At 67.5% G+C, this 18,374-nt stretch carries 20 protein-coding genes; 15 read left to right on the top strand and 5 right to left on the bottom strand.

The window, feature by feature from the left end; genetic code table 11:
* Nucleotides 1-55 precede the first annotated feature (55 nt).
* Nucleotides 56-685, top strand: coding sequence for a TetR/AcrR family transcriptional regulator (locus G6N35_RS13200; RefSeq protein ID WP_163804655.1), 630 nt, complete (start codon nucleotides 56-58; stop codon nucleotides 683-685).
* Here the strand turns inward: G6N35_RS13200 and G6N35_RS13195 are convergent.
* Entirely contained in the window at nucleotides 675-1,532 is an 858-nt protein-coding gene (locus G6N35_RS13195; RefSeq protein WP_163804654.1) for an alpha/beta fold hydrolase, read from the bottom strand. The genes G6N35_RS13200 and G6N35_RS13195 overlap by 11 nt on opposite strands.
* A gap of 149 nt (nucleotides 1,533-1,681) precedes the next feature.
* On the opposite strand from G6N35_RS13195, the gene G6N35_RS13190 reads away from it, so the two are divergent.
* The 8 genes from G6N35_RS13190 to G6N35_RS13155 all read left to right on the top strand — a co-directional run bounded on the left by G6N35_RS13190 (nucleotide 1,682) and on the right by G6N35_RS13155 (nucleotide 9,497).
* Nucleotides 1,682-2,308: an Rv1363c family protein gene (locus G6N35_RS13190; RefSeq protein WP_163804653.1), complete on the top strand. Its 627-nt coding sequence runs from the start codon at nucleotides 1,682-1,684 to the stop codon at nucleotides 2,306-2,308.
* A complete protein-coding gene (locus tag G6N35_RS13185) occupies nucleotides 2,305-2,916 on the top strand; it encodes an Rv1363c family protein (RefSeq protein ID WP_163804652.1) in 612 nt (203 codons plus the stop codon). Before G6N35_RS13190 ends, G6N35_RS13185 begins: the two co-directional genes overlap by 4 nt.
* Nucleotides 2,917-2,918: 2 nt before the next feature.
* On the top strand, nucleotides 2,919-3,818 hold the full coding sequence (locus G6N35_RS13180) for an alpha/beta fold hydrolase (protein WP_163804651.1): 900 nt from the start codon (nucleotides 2,919-2,921) through the stop codon (nucleotides 3,816-3,818).
* A gap of 7 nt (nucleotides 3,819-3,825) precedes the next feature.
* Nucleotides 3,826-5,079, top strand: coding sequence for a WS/DGAT domain-containing protein (locus tag G6N35_RS13175; protein WP_246224301.1), 1,254 nt, complete (start codon nucleotides 3,826-3,828; stop codon nucleotides 5,077-5,079).
* Nucleotides 5,080-5,119: 40 nt separating this feature from the next.
* Nucleotides 5,120-5,635 carry a DoxX family protein gene (locus G6N35_RS13170; RefSeq protein ID WP_163804650.1) on the top strand — a complete coding sequence of 172 codons (516 nt, stop codon included), beginning with the start codon at nucleotides 5,120-5,122 and terminating at the stop codon, nucleotides 5,633-5,635.
* Between the two features lie 57 nt (nucleotides 5,636-5,692).
* A complete protein-coding gene (locus tag G6N35_RS13165; protein ID WP_163804649.1) occupies nucleotides 5,693-7,417 on the top strand; it encodes a DUF3556 domain-containing protein in 1,725 nt (574 codons plus the stop codon).
* Between the two features lie 110 nt (nucleotides 7,418-7,527).
* Nucleotides 7,528-8,685, top strand: a complete 1,158-nt coding sequence (locus G6N35_RS13160; protein WP_163804648.1) for a thiolase family protein — start codon at nucleotides 7,528-7,530, stop codon at nucleotides 8,683-8,685.
* A gap of 2 nt (nucleotides 8,686-8,687) precedes the next feature.
* Nucleotides 8,688-9,497 (top strand): crotonase/enoyl-CoA hydratase family protein, encoded by an 810-nt coding sequence (locus tag G6N35_RS13155; RefSeq protein WP_163804647.1) that lies wholly within the window; start codon nucleotides 8,688-8,690, stop codon nucleotides 9,495-9,497.
* Between the two features lie 3 nt (nucleotides 9,498-9,500).
* Here the strand turns inward: G6N35_RS13155 and G6N35_RS13150 are convergent, their stop codons facing one another.
* Complete coding sequence (locus G6N35_RS13150) at nucleotides 9,501-10,265, bottom strand: fasciclin domain-containing protein (protein ID WP_163804646.1); 765 nt, start codon at nucleotides 10,263-10,265, stop codon at nucleotides 9,501-9,503.
* A gap of 146 nt (nucleotides 10,266-10,411) precedes the next feature.
* Between G6N35_RS13150 and G6N35_RS13145 the strand changes: the two genes are divergently transcribed.
* From G6N35_RS13145 to G6N35_RS13135, 3 genes are all read left to right on the top strand, one after another.
* Nucleotides 10,412-10,933, top strand: coding sequence for a gamma carbonic anhydrase family protein (locus G6N35_RS13145; RefSeq protein ID WP_163804645.1), 522 nt, complete (start codon nucleotides 10,412-10,414; stop codon nucleotides 10,931-10,933).
* Nucleotides 10,934-11,002: 69 nt separating this feature from the next.
* Nucleotides 11,003-12,136 (top strand): NAD(P)H-binding protein, encoded by a 1,134-nt coding sequence (locus tag G6N35_RS13140; protein ID WP_407664547.1) that lies wholly within the window; start codon nucleotides 11,003-11,005, stop codon nucleotides 12,134-12,136.
* Complete coding sequence (locus tag G6N35_RS13135; RefSeq protein ID WP_163804643.1) at nucleotides 12,133-12,828, top strand: CPBP family intramembrane glutamic endopeptidase; 696 nt, start codon at nucleotides 12,133-12,135, stop codon at nucleotides 12,826-12,828. The genes G6N35_RS13140 and G6N35_RS13135 overlap by 4 nt, the downstream gene beginning before the upstream one ends.
* Here G6N35_RS13135 and G6N35_RS13130 read toward each other — a convergent pair.
* Entirely contained in the window at nucleotides 12,825-14,111 is a 1,287-nt protein-coding gene (locus G6N35_RS13130; protein WP_163804642.1) for an MFS transporter, read from the bottom strand. The two genes, G6N35_RS13135 and G6N35_RS13130, sit on opposite strands and share 4 nt — an antisense overlap.
* A 123-nt stretch (nucleotides 14,112-14,234) precedes the next feature.
* Nucleotides 14,235-15,038 carry an enoyl-CoA hydratase gene (locus tag G6N35_RS13125; protein WP_163804641.1) on the bottom strand — a complete coding sequence of 268 codons (804 nt, stop codon included), beginning with the start codon at nucleotides 15,036-15,038 and terminating at the stop codon, nucleotides 14,235-14,237.
* Nucleotides 15,039-15,129: 91 nt separating this feature from the next.
* Between G6N35_RS13125 and G6N35_RS13120 the strand changes: the two genes are divergently transcribed.
* Genes G6N35_RS13120 through G6N35_RS13110 form a run of 3 tightly spaced genes read left to right on the top strand, consistent with a single transcriptional unit; the run spans nucleotide 15,130 to nucleotide 18,030 of the window.
* Nucleotides 15,130-16,224, top strand: coding sequence for a CaiB/BaiF CoA transferase family protein (locus tag G6N35_RS13120; RefSeq protein WP_163804640.1), 1,095 nt, complete (start codon nucleotides 15,130-15,132; stop codon nucleotides 16,222-16,224).
* A 43-nt stretch (nucleotides 16,225-16,267) separates the two neighbouring features.
* Nucleotides 16,268-17,020 carry a 3-hydroxyacyl-CoA dehydrogenase gene (locus G6N35_RS13115; protein ID WP_163804639.1) on the top strand — a complete coding sequence of 251 codons (753 nt, stop codon included), beginning with the start codon at nucleotides 16,268-16,270 and terminating at the stop codon, nucleotides 17,018-17,020.
* Between the two features lie 8 nt (nucleotides 17,021-17,028).
* Complete coding sequence (locus tag G6N35_RS13110; protein ID WP_163804638.1) at nucleotides 17,029-18,030, top strand: NAD(P)H-dependent flavin oxidoreductase; 1,002 nt, start codon at nucleotides 17,029-17,031, stop codon at nucleotides 18,028-18,030.
* 100 nt (nucleotides 18,031-18,130) lie between these two features.
* Here the strand turns inward: G6N35_RS13110 and G6N35_RS27610 are convergent, their stop codons facing one another.
* Nucleotides 18,131-18,262 carry a hypothetical protein gene (locus G6N35_RS27610; RefSeq protein WP_156432744.1) on the bottom strand — a complete coding sequence of 44 codons (132 nt, stop codon included), beginning with the start codon at nucleotides 18,260-18,262 and terminating at the stop codon, nucleotides 18,131-18,133.
* Between the last annotated feature and the right edge of the window lie 112 nt (nucleotides 18,263-18,374).

The following is an 18,374-nucleotide window of genomic DNA, read 5'->3' as shown; positions in this document are numbered from 1 at the left end:
GATGGGTACTTCAATAGTGTTGATGTAGTGTTCAACAAGACTCCGGCATCCGTCAATGGAAAGGGCGAAAGTGGCCGCGAAGGCGATGCGAGACGCCAAACGCAAGATGCCGACCGAACGCCATGACGAGCTACTCCGTCAGGCGGTGCAGATCAGCCGCACCGACGGCCTCGGCGCCGTCACGCTGCGCAAGGTCGCCACCGACCTCGGCGTGACGCCGGGCCTGGTCAGCCATTATTTCTCGTCGGCCGAGCAGCTGATCACCGCGGTGTTCCGGGCCGCTGCCGTCGAGGACCTCGATACCGCGCGCACGCTGATGGCCGGCCAAACCACCGCGACAGACGGCATCAACGCACTGATGGACTACACCCTCGACGAGTCCAGCATGGACGCCAGCGCACTGTGGCTCGAGGCGTGGAGTCTGGGCCGGACCAACCCGGCGCTGGCGGCAGCGGCGGCCACGCTGACCGACCAGTGGCTGGACAGCATCGCCGAGGTGGTGCGGGCAGGCAACGGTAACGGGGAGTTCAGCGTCGCCGACCCCGACGTCACCGCCCGGCGGCTGCTGACGATGATCGACGGGCTCGGCGCGCAGATGGTGGTGCGCGCGGTGGACTCCCGGGAGCTCAAGCACATCGCCCGCTCCTATGTTGCCGCCGAGTTACACCTGCCGGTCAGCGGGTGACGAACGCGACGACGGCGTCGGAGAAGGCGTCGTTGTCATCACCGGCGGCGGTGTGTCCGGCGTCGGACAGCTCGACGAACTCCGCGTGCGGCACCTTGGCCAAAAACGCCGTAACCCCCTCCATACTCACGACATCGGAGAGCTTGCCGCGGATCAGCAGGATCGGGACGCCCAGGTCGGCGGCTGCCTGCTCGAGTTGCTCGACGCGCAGGAATTCCGCACCTTCGACCGGCTCGAGGAACGCCGGATCCCAATGCCAGAACCAGCGACCCTCGCGATGCCGCAGGTTCTTCTTGAGACCCTCCAGATTGGTCGGCCGCGGGCGGTGCGGAAGGTAAGCGGCGATGGCGTCGGCCGCCTGTTCCAGGTTCTCGAAGCCGTGCACATGCGCGGCCATGAAGTCGCGGATGCGCGAGGTTCCCTTTTCCTCGATCCGCGGGACCACGTCGACCAGAACCAGCTTGGTGACCTCCTCCGGTCCGGCCAGCTTGGCCACCATGATGCCGGTGAGCCCGCCCATGCTGGCTCCGATCAGCACCACCGGCCTGCCGATCTGCTCGAGCACGGCCAGTACGTCGTTGCACAGCGCGTCCACGGTATAGACGCCGTTGGGTGCGCGGTCGCTGTCCCCGTGGCCGCGGGCGTCGAGTGCAACCACATGGAAACCCCGGTCGGCCAGCACCTGGCCGGTGTTCTTCCAGGAGAACCGGTTCTGCCCGCCGCCGTGCAGCATCAGTATCGTCGGCCGATCACCGGCGCCGGAGCGATTCCACTCTTCGCCGACCAGAGTCAACCCCTGATCGCCGTGGAACTGCACGGTCTGCGCGCCGCTGGTCGTGCTGGCCACTGGCGGACTCCTCTGCGCGTGGAAGTGAGAAGCACGTTACCCAGGCCCATTGCCGACTGTCGCCCCAGGTGACTCTCACCACAGGGACAGCCGGTAGCCTTTCGCCGGAGTAGGGGCGACGGCCCCGACATGCCGATGAGGGAGCAAGCATGGCCGACGCGCCAGACGAGCCCAAGGTGACCACCGAGGTGGCCGACGAGGCCTCCCCGGAGGCCCCCGAGGAGATCGTCGAAGAAACCACCGAGGACACCATCGAAGACACTGGTCAGGCGGTCAAGGCCCGGCAGCCGTGGTCACATGTCAAGCTGGCCACGGTCGTGGGCCTGGCCATCGTGGTCGCACTGGGCGGCCTCACCGGCTGGTTGGGCTACCGGGCCTACCAGGCGCGCCAGGCCGAGCAGCTGCGTGAACTACTGGTGAGCGTCGGCCGCCAGGGTGCGATCAACCTGACCACCATCGACTTCGAGCATGCCGACGACGACGTGAAGCGCATCCTCGATTCCGCCACCGACGCGTTCTACGACGACTTCGCCAAGCGGTCCCAGCCGTTCGTCGAGGTCGTCAAGCAGGCCAAGTCGAAGTCCGAGGGCACCGTGAACGAGGCGGGCCTGGAGTCGGTGAGCGGCACCGAGGGGCAGGTGCTGGTGGCCGTCACCGTGAAGACCCAGAACGCGGGTGCGCAGAACCAACCGCCCCGTAACTGGCGAATGCGCCTGACGGTCAAGAAGACCGGTGCCGACGAAGCGAAGGTGTCCAAAGTGGAGTTCGTCCAGTGACCGCATCCGACGAGAAGCCCGAGGTCCCAGTGGAAGAGATCGGCGAGGCCGTCGAGATCGACGAGCCCAGCCCCGGGGTCGAGGAGACGGTGACCGAGTCGGCGGACCCGGCGCCGAAGAAGAGGTTCGACGCGGCGCGACTGGTGGCGTTCGTGATCCTGCCGGTGCTGGCCCTGCTCTTCGGAGCCGCTGCCGGCTACCTCAAGTGGGAGGACTCCTCGCGTCGTGACGCCGACCAAGCCGCGGTCGCGGCGGTAGCGGCGGCCAAGGACTCGACGATCGCGCTGCTGAGCTACAAGCCGGACACCGTCGACAAGGATCTCGGCGCCGCGCGAGACCGGCTCACCGGCAGCTTCCTGGACGCCTATACCCAGTTGGTCAACAACGTGGTGATCCCGGGCGCCAAGGAGAAGAAGATCTCGGCGCAGGCCAGCGTGCCCGCCGCGGCTTCGGTCTCGGCAAAGCCGGACCACGCCGTCGTGCTGCTGTTCGTCGACCAGACCGTCGTCGTCGGTGCCGATGCGCCGACCAACACAGCCTCCAGCGTCCGGGTCACCCTGGACAAGGTGGGCGAGCGTTGGCTGATCTCCGGGTTCGACCCGATCTAGCCGTGTCGACGCCACGGTGGATCGACGTCACCGCCCCGACCGTGCAGTTACGGGCGTTGACGTGGGGGCCCGAAGAGGGGCCGATTGCGTTGTGCCTGCATGGTTTTCCCGATACCGCGTACGGGTTCCGTAAGCTGGTCCCGCATCTGGTGGAGGCCGGCTACCGGGTGGTGGCTCCGTTCATGCGCGGGTATGTGCCCTCGTCGATTCCTTCCGACGGCAGCTACCACATCGGCGCACTGATGGACGACGCTCTGCGGGTGCGCGACGCCTGCGGCCCGACCGACCGGGACGTGGTGATCGGCCACGACTGGGGTGCCATCACAGCGACCGGGCTGGCGGCGATGCCGGAGAGTCCCTTCGTCAAGGCAGTGGTGATGTCGGTGCCGCCGTCGGCTGCGCTGAACCCCGGCGGCCCGGTTCGCGACCGTGGAAAGTTGTTGCGGCTGCTGCCTGCTCAGGTGGTGCGCAGCTGGTACGTCAGCTATTTCCAGTTGCCGTTCGTCCCGGATCGGTCGGGTTCGTGGGTCGTACCGCTGCTGTGGCGGCGGTGGTCGCCCGGCTACGACGCCGCCGAGGATCTGCGCCATGTCGATGCCGCGATCGGCGCGCCGGAGTACTGGCGTGCCGCACTGGGCCCGTACCGGGCCGCGATCCGCAACACCAAGCCGCCGGCCCGCTATGCCGCTCTGCACGAGTGGTGGACCAAGCCGCCACGGCTGGCCACCCTGTATCTGCACGGCAACGACGATGGTTGTATGACACCGGAATTCACCCCGTGGGTGCGTGATGTCCTGCCTGCCGGTAGCGACGTGGCGATCGTGGAGCACGCCGGGCATTTCCTGCAGCTCGAACAGCCGGATGCGGTGGCCCGGCGGATCCTGGACTTCCTCAATCCCTGAGGCTGGTATGTCCACGAGCAGACCGATGGCCGCGGTGGACGCGCAGATGTTCTGGATGTCCGCGGTCAATCCCAGCGATCAGAACGTGGTGTACGCCTTCAACGGTGCGCTCCAGGACCCGGACACCGCTGTCGCGGAACTGATGCATCGGGCGCAGGAGTGCGACGAGCTGCGGATGCGGGTGGTCGAGGCGGGCAGGTGGCGTTATCCGCGATGGCAGCGTGGCCAGGTCGGCGCTGACCAGTTCGTGCTGCACCGCGGTGGGCCAGTGCAGTGGCAGGATTGCCTGGACACCGCCGCCGGGCTGCGGTACCACCAACTCGATCTGCACCGAATGACCTGGCGGGCACAGGTTTTCCCGCATGTGTTAGGAATCCCGGGCTGCTCTGGCGCGGGCTCGGTGGTGATGCTGCAACTAGGCCATTCGTTCGCCGACGGCACCCGCGGTACGGCGCTGGCGGGGGCACTGCTGGGCCGCCGGCAGCCGGTCGCGGTCCCGGTCGGTGCGCGACACGGATTCCTGCCGGCACGAGGTGTCGCCGCAGCATGGGCACATCGCCGTCTGGTGCGCGATACCGAGGCGAGCCTGGTGCCGCCGCCGGCCCCGGGATGCCCGCTGCTGAGCATCAACCGGCGGCCCGGTGCCACCTCGGTGGTACGAACCCTGGTACTTCACCGCGACGACCTCACGCCCACTGTGACGATCGGCGCGTTGGTGGCGATCTCCGAGGCGCTGGCGGGCTATCTGACCGCGCGCGGCGAGGACACCTCGGAGCTGGGTGCCGAGGTCACCATGGCCGGAGTGCAGGAACCCGGCGCCCACAACAACTTTCGCAACGTGGGAATCCGATTGCATCCCGATGCCGAGCGCGCCGAGCGGGCGCAGCTGATCGCGGCGGAGTTGGCCGCCCAGCGTCGGCGTGGCGAGCATCCCGCGATGCGGGCCTCCGCGGCGGCCTTCGCGGCGACGCCTGCCGCGCTGTTGCGCTGGGGTGTGGGCCAGTTCGACCCGAACGTCCGTGCGCACACCGTCACCGGCAACACCGTGGTGTCCAGCGTGAACCGTGGCCCGGCCGATCTGACGCTCGGTGGATTGCCAGTGTTGTTCGCGGCCGGGTTCTCCGCACTGTCACCCATGATGAGCCTGACCCACGGCGTGCACGGCCTGGGTGACACCGTCACGCTCAGCGTGCACGCCGACCCCGGCAACCTCGATGTCGAGGACTACATCGACCGGGTGAGAATGGCATTTGGCCGCTGAGGGGCACCGTCGATGACGTGGATGCATTAGGTTGACCAGCGTGACTGCCTACGATGTCGGACTGCTGATCTTGCGACTGGTGCTGGGCCTGACCATGGCCGCGCACGGCTACAACAAGTTCTTCGGCGGCGGCCGCATCAAGGGCACGGCGGGCTGGTTCGACAGCATGGGGATGAAGCCGGGCATCTTCCACGCCCGGGTCGCCGCGACGACCGAGGTGGCAGCCGGCCTCGGTCTGGCCGTCGGGCTGCTGACCCCGGTGACGGCGGCGGGTTTCGTCGCGTTGATGCTTGTCGCCGCGTGGACGGTGCACCGGCACAACGGCTTCTTCATCGTCAAGGAGGGCTGGGAGTACAACCTGGTGCTCGCCGCGGCGGCTGTCGCGGTGGCCGCGACCGGCGCGGGCCGGCTCAGCCTGGACTACGCCCTCTTCGGGAACACCGGCTTCTACGACCTGTTGCACGGCTGGACGGGCCTGGCCATCGCCGTGGTGCTGGGCTTGGCCGGCGGTATCGGCCAGCTGGCCATCTTCTATCGCCCGCCCGCCACAAGCTAGCGCGCCCTTTCGCCCAACTGCTTACACGGGACTAGAACACGTTCTAATCTGTCCCGCATGGGATTTCTGAAGCAGGAAGTACCCGTCATCGACTTCGAGACGTGGAGCAGGGGCACGCGCGCCGAGAAGATCAAGCCGATGGCGCGGCACTGGGCCGAGGTCGGCTTCGGCACACCGGTGGTGCTGCACCTGTTCTACGTCGTCAAGATCCTGCTCTACATCTTCGTGGCCGCACTGTTTGCCCTGGCCACCAAGGGAATTGACGGGTGGAGCAATATCGGGCAGTGGTGGTCGGAGCCCATCGTCTTCGAGAAGGCCGTGCTTTACACCATGCTGTTCGAGGTGGTCGGCCTCGGCTGCGGATTCGGCCCGCTCAACAACCGGTTCTTCCCCCCGATGGGCTCGATCATCTACTGGTTGCGGCCGGGCACCATCCGGCTGCCACCGTGGCCCAACCAGGTGCCACTGACGAAGGGGGATAGCCGCGGGCCCGTCGACGTCGTGCTCTACGGCGCGCTGCTGGCGATGCTCGTGGTGGCGCTGTTCTCCGACGGCACCGGACCCATTCCCGAACTCGGCACCGAGGTGGGTCTGTTGCCGACTTGGCAGATCGTCACCGTCCTGGCGCTACTGGCCCTGGCCGGTCTGCGCGACAAGGTGATCTTCCTGGCCGCCCGCGGCGAGGTGTATGCGAGCTTCGCCGTGGCGTTCCTGTTCGCCGGTGTCGACGTCATCATCGCCCTCAAGCTGGTCTGCATGGCCATCTGGATCGGGGCGGCTACCTCCAAGCTCACCCGGCACTTCCCGTTCGTGATCTCGACGATGATGTCCAACAGCCCGGTGATGCGGCCGCGTTTCCTCAAGCGCACGTTCTTCGCCGACTTCCCCGAGGATCTTCGGCCGGGCCGGATCTCGCATCTGCTGGCCCACATCAGCACCGCCATCGAGATGGGCATTCCGTTGGTGCTGTTCTTCTCCCACGGCGGCTGGCCCACCGCGATCGCGGCGTTCGTGATGGTCTGCTTCCACCTCGGCATCCTGTCGTCGATTCCGATGGGCGTGCCGCTGGAATGGAACGTGTTCATGATCTTCTCGGTGCTGTCGCTGTTCGTCGCGCACGCCCAGATCGGCATCGCCGACCTCACCAGCCCGTGGCCGGTGGTGTTGTTTGCCGTGCTGGCCTTCTTCGTGTTCCTCGGAAACACCGTGCCACGCAAGGTCTCCTTCCTGCCCGGCATGCGGTACTACGCCGGCAACTGGGACACCACGCTGTGGTGCATCAAGCCGTCCGCCGAAGCCAAGATCGACAAGAACCTGATCGCCATCGCGAACATGCCCGCCGCACAGTTGGAGAAGTTCTACGGCAGCAAGGAAGCCGCCCAGATCCCGATCTATATGGGATATGCGTTCCGCGCGTTCAACACGCACGGCAAGGCGCTGTTCACGCTGGCGCATCGCGCGATGGCGGGGCACGACGAGGACGACTATTCGGTTACCGACGGTGAGCGGATCTGCAGCATGGCCATCGGCTGGAACTTCGGCGACGGCCACATGCACAACGAGCAGTTGATCGCCGCGATGCAGAAGCGCTGCGGGTTCGAACCCGGGGAGGTGCGGGTGGTGCTGCTCGACGCCCAGCCGCTGCACCGGCAACGGCAGGAGTACCGCTTGGTCGACGCCGCCACCGGTGAGTTCGAACGCGGCTGGGTGGCAGTGGCCGACATGGTCACCCGTCAGCCGTGGGACGACGACCTGCCGGTGCACGTGACCAGCGGAAAGTAGCCACTCGCGCCGGCTGACCGAACGGTTGGTTGGCCCCGGGCGTGGGCCCGCTCACACGGTGTGTTAGACATCGAGGACCCACATCGTCACCCAGCAGAAGGAGAAGGTCGATGGCTGAAGCGGTCATTGTCGAGGCTGTGCGTTCGCCCGTCGGAAAGCGCAACGGCGCACTGTCCGGAGTGCACCCCGCCGAGTTGTCGGCCCAGGTGCTCAACGGCCTGGTCGAGCGGGCCGGCGTGGACCCTGCGCTGGTCGATGACGTGATCTGGGGCTGCGTCATGCAGGCCGGTGAGCAGGCACTCGACATCGCCCGCACCGCGGCGCTGACCGCGGGATGGCCGGAGACCGTTGCCGGTGTGACCGTGGACCGTCAGTGCGGATCGAGCCAGCAGTCGTTGAACTTCGCGGTGGCCGGCGTCATCGCCGGGCACTACGACGTTGTCGTCGCCGGTGGCGTCGAGTCGATGTCGCGGACCCCGATGGGCTCCTCGCTGGCCAACGGTGGCAACCCCTACTCGGAGAATTTCAAGGCGCGCTACACCAAGACCCCGAACCAGGGCATCGGCGCCGAGATGATCGCCGAGCAGTGGGGCTTCAGCCGCACCCAGCTCGACGAGTTCTCCCTGCGCTCGCACGAAAAGGCCGCTGCGGCACAGGATTCCGGCGCTTTCAAGGATCAGATCGTCGGCATCAAGACCAAGGACGCCGACGGTAACGACACTGTGGTGCTCGAGGACGGCGGCATCCGCCGCGGCGGCACCGTCGAGTCGATGGCCAAGATCAAGCCGGCGTTCTCCGAGGACGGCGTGATCCACGCCGGCAACTCCAGCCAGATCTCGGACGGTTCGGCCGCCCTGCTGATCATGTCGGCGGAGAAGGCCAAGGACCTGGGCCTCACGCCGCTGGCCAAGGTGCACACCGCGGTGCTGGCCGGTGCTGATCCGGTCATCATGCTGACCGCGCCGATCCCGGCCACCCAGAAGGCGCTGAAGAAGTCGGGGCTGACCGTCGACGACATCGGCGTCTTCGAGGTCAACGAGGCCTTCGCGCCGGTTCCGATGGCCTGGCTCAAGGACATCGGCGCCGACGAGAAGAAGCTGAACCCCAACGGCGGCGCGATCGCGCTCGGCCACCCGCTGGGCGGTTCGGGTGCCCGCATCCTCACCACGCTGCTGTACCACATGCGGGACAACAACATTCAGTACGGCCTGCAGACCATGTGTGAGGGCGGCGGCCAGGCCAACGCCACCATCCTCGAGCTGCTGTAACGGTGTCGGACGTGCAAGCCCCCGCCGCTCTCTACGAGCGGCGGGGCAACGTCGCCCTGATCACCATCAACCGGCCCGAGGCACGTAACGCCGTCAACGGTGCGGTGAGCACCGCGGTCGGTGATGCGCTGCAGCAGGCGCAGGACGACACCGGAGTGTGGGCGGTGGTGATCACCGGTGCCGGTGACAAGTCGTTCTGTGCCGGCGCCGATCTGAAGGCAATCTCGCGGGGGGAGAACCTATTTCACCCGCAGCATCCGGAGTGGGGCTTCGCCGGCTACGTCCGGCACTTCATCGACAAGCCGACGATCGCCGCGGTGAACGGCACCGCACTCGGTGGCGGCACCGAGCTGGCACTGGCCAGTGACCTCGTCGTAGCACAGGAGAGCGCGAAGTTCGGACTCCCCGAAGTCAAACGCGGTCTCTTCGCGGCGGCCGGCGGCGTGTTCCGCATCGTCGACCAGCTGCCGCGCAAGGTCGCCATGCAACTGCTGTTCACCGGCGAACCGATCACCGCCGACGAGGCGCTGCGCTGGGGCCTGATCAACCAGGTGGTGCCGGACGGCACCGTCGTCGCGGCCGCGCTGGCACTGGCCGAGCAGATCGCCGCCAACGCGCCGCTGGCCGTGCAGGCCAGCAAGCGCGTCGCAGTGGGTGTCGACCTCGAAGACGGCAGGGCCACGATCACCGCCGACGAGACCGGCTGGACCCGCACCAGGCGCGAAATCGGAACGCTGATGCGCTCCGAGGACGCCAAGGAAGGGCCGCTGGCCTTCGCCGAGAAGCGTGCCCCGGTCTGGAAGGCTCGCTGAGCCTTACGCGTTCGGTGCCTTGGTGGTGGTCGGCGTGCTCGACGCAGTGGTCGTCGGCGCTTCACTCGAGGTCGAGGTCGCGGTGGACGTCGTCGAGGTGGACGTGGCGCCGGCGACCTGACCCGGGGTGAGCACCGTGTCGATCATGTAGATGTAGGCACCCTTGGCGGTGTAGCTGCACACCACCTTGGCGGTGTCGTTGACCTTGACGTCGCCGCCCTTGCCGGTGACCGAGATCAGCCGACCATCCTGGGTGGGCATCTTGCCGTCGACGTCGTCGGGGCCGAGATAGCCCAGCACCATGTGGTAGTAGACCGTCGGCAGCAGCACCGCGGGATCGCTCTTCAGTGACGCCAAGGTGGCCTCGTCGAGCTTGTCGAACGCGTCGTTGGTGGGCGCGAACACCACGTAGGGGCCGCCGTCGAGCACGGACGTGACATTGACCGCCGGGTTCAGCTTGCCGGAGATGGCCGCGCTGAACGTGCTCAAATCGGGGTTGTTGGCGATGGCCACCGAGGCGACCTCGCTGCCCATGCTGGTGATCGACCCTGGGCCGGTGGGCACCTTGTTCTTGTAGGCATCGCAGCCCGGGCCCTGCGGGTCGGGCAGCTGGGTGACGCTGGGCACCGGGATCGACGAGGTCGTCGGCGCCGCGCTGGTGGTGGTCGGGGTGGTGGGGTCGGCGTAGGCCTGAACCGCCGTCGGGATCGCGACGGCGATGGCGGCGACAGCCGCGGCTACGCCAAGGGTCTTGGTGCGAGTGCTCACATCGGCTCCTTGCTGGGTATCGGAGTCGGCGAGTCGCGGGTCCCCGGACCGCCGCGACGCCTGACGCATCGTACTGTCCGCCCGTTGACCCTCACAAAAGGGCCTGGTCAGAGCGGCCAGGAGGGGGCACGCCTACGATGTCGGCCATGGCCGAGCCCCTGATCGTCTCGCTGCACGGACGCAGCCCCGAACTGCACCCCGAATCCTGGGTCGCACCCAACGCCAGCGTCATCGGCTGGGTCAGGCTGGGCGCACGGGCCAGCGTCTGGTATTCGGCGACACTGCGCGCCGAGGCCGAGCCGATCGAGATCGGGGTGGGCAGCAACATCCAGGACGGCGCCACCCTGCACGTCGACCCCGAATACCCGCTCACCCTGGGTGCCGGGGTGACCGTCGGCCACAACGCGGTGCTGCACGGGTGCACCGTCGAGGACGGCTGTCTGATCGGCATGGGTGCCATCGTGCTCAACGGCGCGGTGATCGGCGCCGGGTCAACGGTCGCCGCCGGCGCGCTCGTCCCGCAGGGTGTCGTGGTCCCGCCGCGGTCGCTGATCGCCGGGGTGCCCGGCAAGGTCCGCCGTGAACTGTCTGACGCCGAACTGGCCGGCAACCGGGCCAATGCCGCGGTCTACGAAAGCCTGATGGAACTGCACCGCGACGCCACTTAGCGGCCGATCTCACAGCGACGTCAGGTTTGTGTCACCGGCAAACGGCCGATATTTCGTACCGTGGAAGCAATGCGCATCCTGGTCACCGGTGCCACCGGATATGTGGGCTCACGCCTGGTCGCCGCGCTCGTCCGGGACGGTCACGACGTGGTGGCGGCCACCCGCGACCCGGAAAAACTCGGCCGCTTCGGCTGGTGTGACCAGGTGGATGCAGTGGCGCTGGACGCCGATGACCCCACGGCCGTCGAGGCGGCCTTCGCTGTGGCCGGACCCGTCGACATCGTCTACTACCTGGTGCACGGCATCGGCCAGCCGGGCTTTCGTGACCGCGACAACGCCGCCGCCGCCACTGTCGCGGAGGCGGCCGCCAACGCAGGGGTGCGGCGGATCGTGTACCTGGGCGGGTTCGTCCCCGATGCCGACTCCCTCTCCGAGCATCTGGCCGGCCGGGCCGAGGTGGCCGGCGCCCTGTCCGTCGACGGCGGCGCTGAACTGGTGTGGCTGGGGGCGGCCGTCATCATCGGTGCCGGGTCGACCTCGTTCGAGATGGTCCGCTACGTCGGCGACCGGTTCTGGCTGATTCCGTTGCCGCCGTGGGCCGAACATGACATCGACCCGATCTCGATTCGCGACGTGCTGTACTACCTGCTCGCGGCGGCCGATCCGGATACCGTGCCGGCCGGTGCCTACGACATCGCCGGACCGAGCACCACCACCTACCGCGGGCTGCTGCACAGCTACGTCGATGCCGCCGGTTCGGTGCGGGCCGGATTGCCGGTCGACGACGTCGTGCCCCGCTCAGTGGTGGCCCGGGTAGCGGGGACCGTCGTACCGGTGCCGACCGGCCTGGCCACCGATCTCATCGAATCGCTGGACCACTCGATGACGGCCTCGGACACTGTCTTGCGTGACTACGTGCCGGATCCGCCCGGAGGCCTCACCGATATCGACGACGCGATTGCCGCGGCGGTGTCCAGCCCGCCGCCGCGCCCGGTGGACCAACTCGCCGATCCGCACCACCTGGCCGACAGCGACCCGGTGTGGGCCGGCGGTGACACGCTGCGTCTGCAGCGGCTGGCCGCCGCGGTGACGCCGTCGGTGGCCCGGCCCGCACTCAGGATGCTCGGCGCGGTGCCGCGCCCGCTCGCCGGTGTGGTGCGCACCGGGCTCGACTTCCTGCTCGCCAAGGTGCCCACGTTATGACGGTGCTGTCGGAGATTCGCGCGGCTGCTACCAAAGCGGCTGTGCCGCATCAGGAATGGCCGTCGGTGGTGCGCCGCCGCAAGATCATCGTGTGCGTCGTGCTGGTTGTCGGCGCGGTGCTGTTGGGGTATTCGCTGAGCCGCCGACCCGGTGACGAGACGTTCTATTGGCTGACGCTGACGCTGGCCGCGGTATGGACGGCGGGCGCGGTGGCGTCCGGGCCGCTGCACCTGGGATGTATCCGCTGGCGCGGGCGCAACCAGCGGCCCGTCATCACCGGGATCACCGTGGGGCTGGTGCTCGGCGTGGTGTTCCTGCTGGGCGGCTTGGTGGTGCGGGAGATCCCGCCGATCGCCGAACGCGTGACCCGGGTGCTGGAATACACCAACCACGGCAGTCTCACGTTGATCGTCATCATCACCCTGGTCAACGGTTTCGCCGAGGAACTGTTCTTCCGGGGTGCGCTCTACACCGCGCTGGGTGCGTTCCACCCGGTGGTAATCTCCACCCTGCTGTACACGGCGGCGACATCGGCCAGCGGCAACCCCATGCTGGGCTTCGCGGCAGTCATCCTCGGCACGGTATGTGCCTGGGAGCGCCGGGCCACCGGGGGAGTGCTGGCACCGGTGCTCACCCACGTGGTGTGGGGTCTGATCATGGTGCTGGCACTGCCGCCGGTGTTCGGCCTCTAACGCAGCGGGTGGGCGATCTCGTCGCGGCGCATGCGAGCCGCGACCAGGGCGACCGCCGCCAGCAGGACAGGCAATATGCCTGCCGCACCGAAGATGACCTCGACGGGCACGACCTTCGACAGCGGGCCCGCCACGGCCATCGACACCGGCATGAATGCCAGCGAGACGAAGAAATCCAGGCTGGAGACCCGGCCCAGCATCTCCGGCGGGACCCGGCGCTGCAGCAGCGTGCCCCAGATGACGCCGGCACCCTCAGCGAGCCCGATCAGGAATAGCGCGATCAGCATCACCGGCAGCGAGGAGGTCGTTCCGACGATCACGAACGGCAGCGAGCCGACGCCCCACATGGTCATCATCACCGTGAGGTAGCGCCGAGGCAACGGTCGCGAGGACACCACGACGGCGCCGATCGCACTGCCGACTCCGAACGCGGCGAGCATCAGCCCGAACACCTGCTCACCGTGCGCGAACCGGTCGCGCGCGATGAACGGCAATAGCACCTCGATGGGCCCCATCGCCAGGAACACCCACGTGCTGGCGAACAGCAGAGTCCAGCGCAGCCACGGCGTGTGCAGCACGAAGCGCAGACCGTCGCGCAGATCGGTGAGGACATGCGGCTTTTCGCGCTCGACAGTCAGCACGATGTGCTCACCGTCGCCTCGGCGCATCGACACCAGAAGGACCAGCCCGAGCACCATCAGCGCGGTCACCGTCACCGAGCCGAGTGCGGGGAAGGTGAGCCCGACCAGGACACCCGCCGCCGCGGGGCCGACGGCTTGCTGCAACGTGGGCCGGACCGCGCCTTCCACCCCGTTGGCGGCCAGCAGGTGCTCGGCCGGCAGGATCCGCGGCAGATAGGCGTTGTAGGCGGGGAAGAAGAAGGCGGCGCCGACGCCGAGAACCGTTGCGGCAACAGCCATGTGCCACAACCGCAATGAGCCCGTCAGGCCCAGCAGGGCAACGGCACCGGTGGCCGCGGCATTGGCCGCCTCGACGGCGATGATGATCGCCCGCTGTGGCGCGCGGTCGGCGACGATCCCGCCGACCAGCATGAAGACGAGCATTCCGCACGCCATGCAGGCCGCGACGAGCGACAGTGCGGCGGGGTCGTCGTCCAGCGCGATGACCTGAAGGGCCATCACCACGGTCCACATACCTTCGGCGAAGAGGAACAACGACATCGCGGCGATGAGCAGTCGGAATTCACGGAACCCGAAGGGCGCGAGCACCCGCCAGCGGCCGGCGGTGTTCACCGGCTGCGCTACGTCACACGGCATGCCCATGACATCGATGGTGGCCGACCGAAGGGGTCCGCGTCCAACTGTTTTCGGGTCAGCGAAACAACTCGTCGAGCGGGTTGAGCATCGGCCGGCCCGCGAGCTTGTAGCGCACCCACTGGGTGCCGTTCAGGCGTCGCTGTAGGACGGCTTGCGGTGTTCCTGGAACGCCGTCGCCCCTTCGCGGAAATCAGCGGATTCCAACAGGATCAGCTGGCCTTCGGTCTCCCGGTCGATGGCATCGTCGAGCCCGGTCAGTGTTGTCTCGTTGATCGCTTGCTTGGTCTTGCGCAGCGCGACAGCGGGCCCGGTCACCAGCGTGTCGATCACGTTTGCCGCAGCAGCGTCCAGTTCGTCGGCCGGGTGCACCGAACTCACCAGGCCGAACTCGTAGGCGTCGGCGGCCGAAATCCGTTCTGCGAGAAGGGCCATCCGCATGGCCCGGATGCGGCCGATCGCAGCTGCCACCAACGCCGAGGCGCCGCCGTCGGGCATCAACCCGATCTTGGTGAACGCCAGCAGGAAGAACGCCTTCTCGGAGGCCAGCACAATGTCGCAGGCCAGGGCCAGCGAGACCCCGACGCCCGCGGTTGCACCCTGAACGACCGCAACGACCGGCTTGGGCAACGCGACGATCGCCTGCACCGCCCGGTTGGCGGCGCGCAGGGTCTCCCCGGCGGCGTCTGCCGCGCGGGTTGTCTGGCCCTCGGCGCCGATCCCGGCGCCCGAGCTGAATGCGCGACCAGCCCCGCCGAGACGCACGACGCGAACCCGCGGATCACCGGCGGCGATCTCCATGGTCGCGGCCAGCGCGTTGAGCATCTGCGGATTCAGCGAGTTCAGGCTGTCCGGGCGTTTCATCGTCACTGACAACACCGTGCCCTCCAGCGAGACGGTGACTTCTGGGATGTCGGGGTAGGCGGGAGCGGTCATTCGGCAACTTTCGCTGGGTGGGGACAGGCCAGTCAGGGCGGACTGGTTATATGAATACGCTATCCGCGTCAACCAACTGGAAGGTAGGGCCATGGCGGGACCACTGCAGGGTTTGCGAGTCGTCGAGTTGGCCGGTATTGGCCCGGGCCCGCATGCCGCGATGATCCTCGGGGATCTGGGCGCCGACGTCGTTCGCGTCGAGCGGCCGGGCACGGTGCCGGGCATCCAAGCCCCTGCCAGTAACGACTTCCTGTTGCGCAATCGCCGGTCGGTGGCCGCCAACCTGAAGAGTGACGAGGATCGCGAACTCGTCCTGCGCCTGATCTCGAAGGCCGACGTACTCATCGAGGGCTACCGGCCCGGTGTCACTGAGCGGTTGGGTCTCGGGCCCGAAGACTGCGCCAAGGTCAACGAGCGCTTGATCTATGCCCGCATGACCGGGTGGGGCCAGACCGGTCCGCGCAGCCAACAGGCTGGCCATGACATCAACTACATCTCTCTCAACGGCGTGCTGCATGCCATCGGCCGGGCGGGCGAGCGCCCCGTTCCGCCGCTGAATCTCGCCGGTGACTTCGGCGGCGGTTCGATGTTCCTGCTGGTCGGAATTCTCGCCGCATTGTGGGAGCGGGAGCGCTCCGGCAAGGGCCAGGTGGTCGATGCCGCGATGGTCGACGGATCGTCCGTGCTGGCCACCATGATGTGGGCGTTCCGGCACATGGGTATGTGGAGCGACGAGCGCGGTACCAACATGCTTGATACCGGCGCCCCGTACTACGACACCTACGAGTGCGCCGACGGTCGCCATGTGGCGGTCGGTTCGATCGAGCCGCAGTTCTACGCCGAGCTCATCGAAAAGCTTGGGCTCGACTCGGCAGACCTGCCCGGCCAGAACGATGTGGCTCGCTGGCCCGAGTTGCGTGCGATCCTCACCGCGACGTTCGCCGAACACGATCGTGACCACTGGGCAACCGTCTTCGCCGGCAGCGACGCCTGCGTCACGCCCGTGCTGTCGTTCGGCGAGGTCGAGACCGAGGCGCACAACACCGAACGCGACACGTTCTACAGCGAGAACGGCTCCCTGTTCCCGGCGCCGGCGCCCCGTTTCTCGCGGACGTCACCGGACACCCCGCGCGCGCCCGGCGTCCCCGGCGCCGACACCGAGGCCGTTCTCCGCGATTGGGTATAGTCCCCAACCAACCAGTAGGTCGGAAACTGAAAGGAACACATCTGTGCTGATCAAGGACTCGGTAGCCGTCGTGACCGGGGGTGCCTCCGGGCTCGGTCTGGCCACCACCAAGCGGCTGCTCGACGCCGGCGCATCGGTGGTCGTCATCGACCTCAAGGGTGAAGAGGTGGTGGCCGGTCTCGGTGACCGCGCCAAGTTCGTCGCGGCCAACGTCACCGACGAGGCCGCCGTCACCGCGGCGCTCGACGTCGCAGAGTCGATGGGCCCGCTGCGCATCAACGTCAACTGCGCCGGCATCGGAAACGCCATCAAGACCCTCGGCAAGGACGGGCCGTTCCCGCTGGACGGCTTCCGTAAGGTCGTCGAGGTCAACCTGATCGGCACCTTCAATGTGCTGCGGCTGGCCGCGGAGCGGATCGCCAAGACCGAGCCGGTCGGCGAGGAACGTGGCGTCATCGTCAACACCGCCTCGGTCGCCGCGTTCGACGGCCAGATCGGCCAGGCCGCCTACTCGGCCTCCAAGGGTGGCGTCGTCGGCATGACCCTGCCGATCGCCCGTGACCTCTCGCGCGACCTGATCCGCGTCGTCACCATTGCCCCAGGCCTGTTCAAGACCCCGCTGCTGGGCTCGCTGCCGCAGGAGGCGCAGGACTCCCTGGGCAAGCAGGTGCCGCACCCCGCGCGGCTGGGCGACCCCGACGAGTACGGCGCCCTGGCCGTGCACATCGTGGAGAACCCGATGCTCAACGGCGAGGTCATCCGCCTCGACGGTGCCATCCGTATGGCTCCGCGGTAGAGCCGGCCATGGCGCTCAAGACGAAGTTCACCGAGGTATTCGGCGTCGAGCATCCGATCGCCCAGGGTGGTATGCAGTGGGTTGGTCGGGCCGAGTTGGTGGCAGCCGTCGCCAATGCGGGTGCGTTGGGGTTCATCACCGCGCTGACCCAGCCCACGCCGGCGGACCTCGCCAAGGAGATCCAGAAGACCCGCGAGCTCACCGACAAGCCGTTCGGGGTGAACCTCACGATCCTGCCGTCGATCAACCCGCCGCCGTATGACGAGTACCGTCAGGTGATCGTCGACGAAGGCGTCAAGATCGTTGAGACGGCCGGCTCCAACCCGGCGCCGCACCTGCCGATGTTCCACGACAACGGCATCAAGGTGCTGCACAAGTGCACCTCGGTGCGGCATGCGGTCAAGGCGCAGAGCCTCGGCGTCGACGGCATCAGCATCGACGGCTTCGAGTGCGCCGGGCACCCCGGTGAGGACGACGTCCCCGGTCTGGTGCTGATCCCGGCGGCGGCCAAACAGATCGAGATCCCGATGATCGCCTCCGGCGGTTTCGGTGACGCCCGCGGACTGGTGGCGGCGTTGGCTCTCGGAGCCGACGGAGTGAACATGGGCACCCGGTTCATGTGCACGGTGGAGTCCTGCATCCACCAGAACGTCAAGGAGGCGATCGTGGCCGGCGACGAGCGCGGCACCGAGTTGATCTTCCGCAGCCTGCACAACACCGCCCGGGTGGCCAGCAACGTCGTGTCGCGGGAGGTCGTGCAGATCCTTAAGGACGGCGGACAGTTCGAGGACGTCCGGGACCTGGTCGCCGGCGTGCGCGGGCGGCGGGTCTTCGACGACGGCGATCTCGATGCCGGCATCTGGACCGTGGGCACCGTGATGGGTCTGATCCACGACATCCCGACGGTCGGTGACCTGGTCAGCCGGATCGTCTCGGAAGCCGAGGACATCGTCACCGGCCGGTTGACCGGCATGATCTCCTCGGGCCACGACGCAAAAGTGCCCGCCTGAACGTCAGGCGGGCACACCGCGCCAGGTGCGCGGAACGGTTGAGAACTCCGATTGGCGCCTCGCCGCTCACGAGCGGTGGAGGCGCCTTTCGGCGTTCAGGTCAGCTGGCGGTTGCCAACGGAGGCCGGTCCTCGAACTGCTCTGAGGTGTCGCCCTCCACGAGGACGTCGCCGTGATAGAGCGCGTCAAAGTCGACCTTGATGACATCGGCACTGGTGTCGTCGATCCACATGAGCCTGATCGTATTGGTCACCATTAAGGATTCTTTGAGTCACGTTTCGGAAAATGGTGGCAATTCTTACTCCGGAGTCAGGTCGGCTCCTGTCATAAGTCACGGTTGCGTC

The organism is Mycolicibacterium anyangense (assembly GCF_010731855.1).
Classification (GTDB): domain Bacteria; phylum Actinomycetota; class Actinomycetes; order Mycobacteriales; family Mycobacteriaceae; genus Mycobacterium; species Mycobacterium anyangense.
The sequence above is the reverse complement of the archived record's forward strand: the minus strand, read 5'-3'. Positions and strand labels throughout refer to the sequence as shown.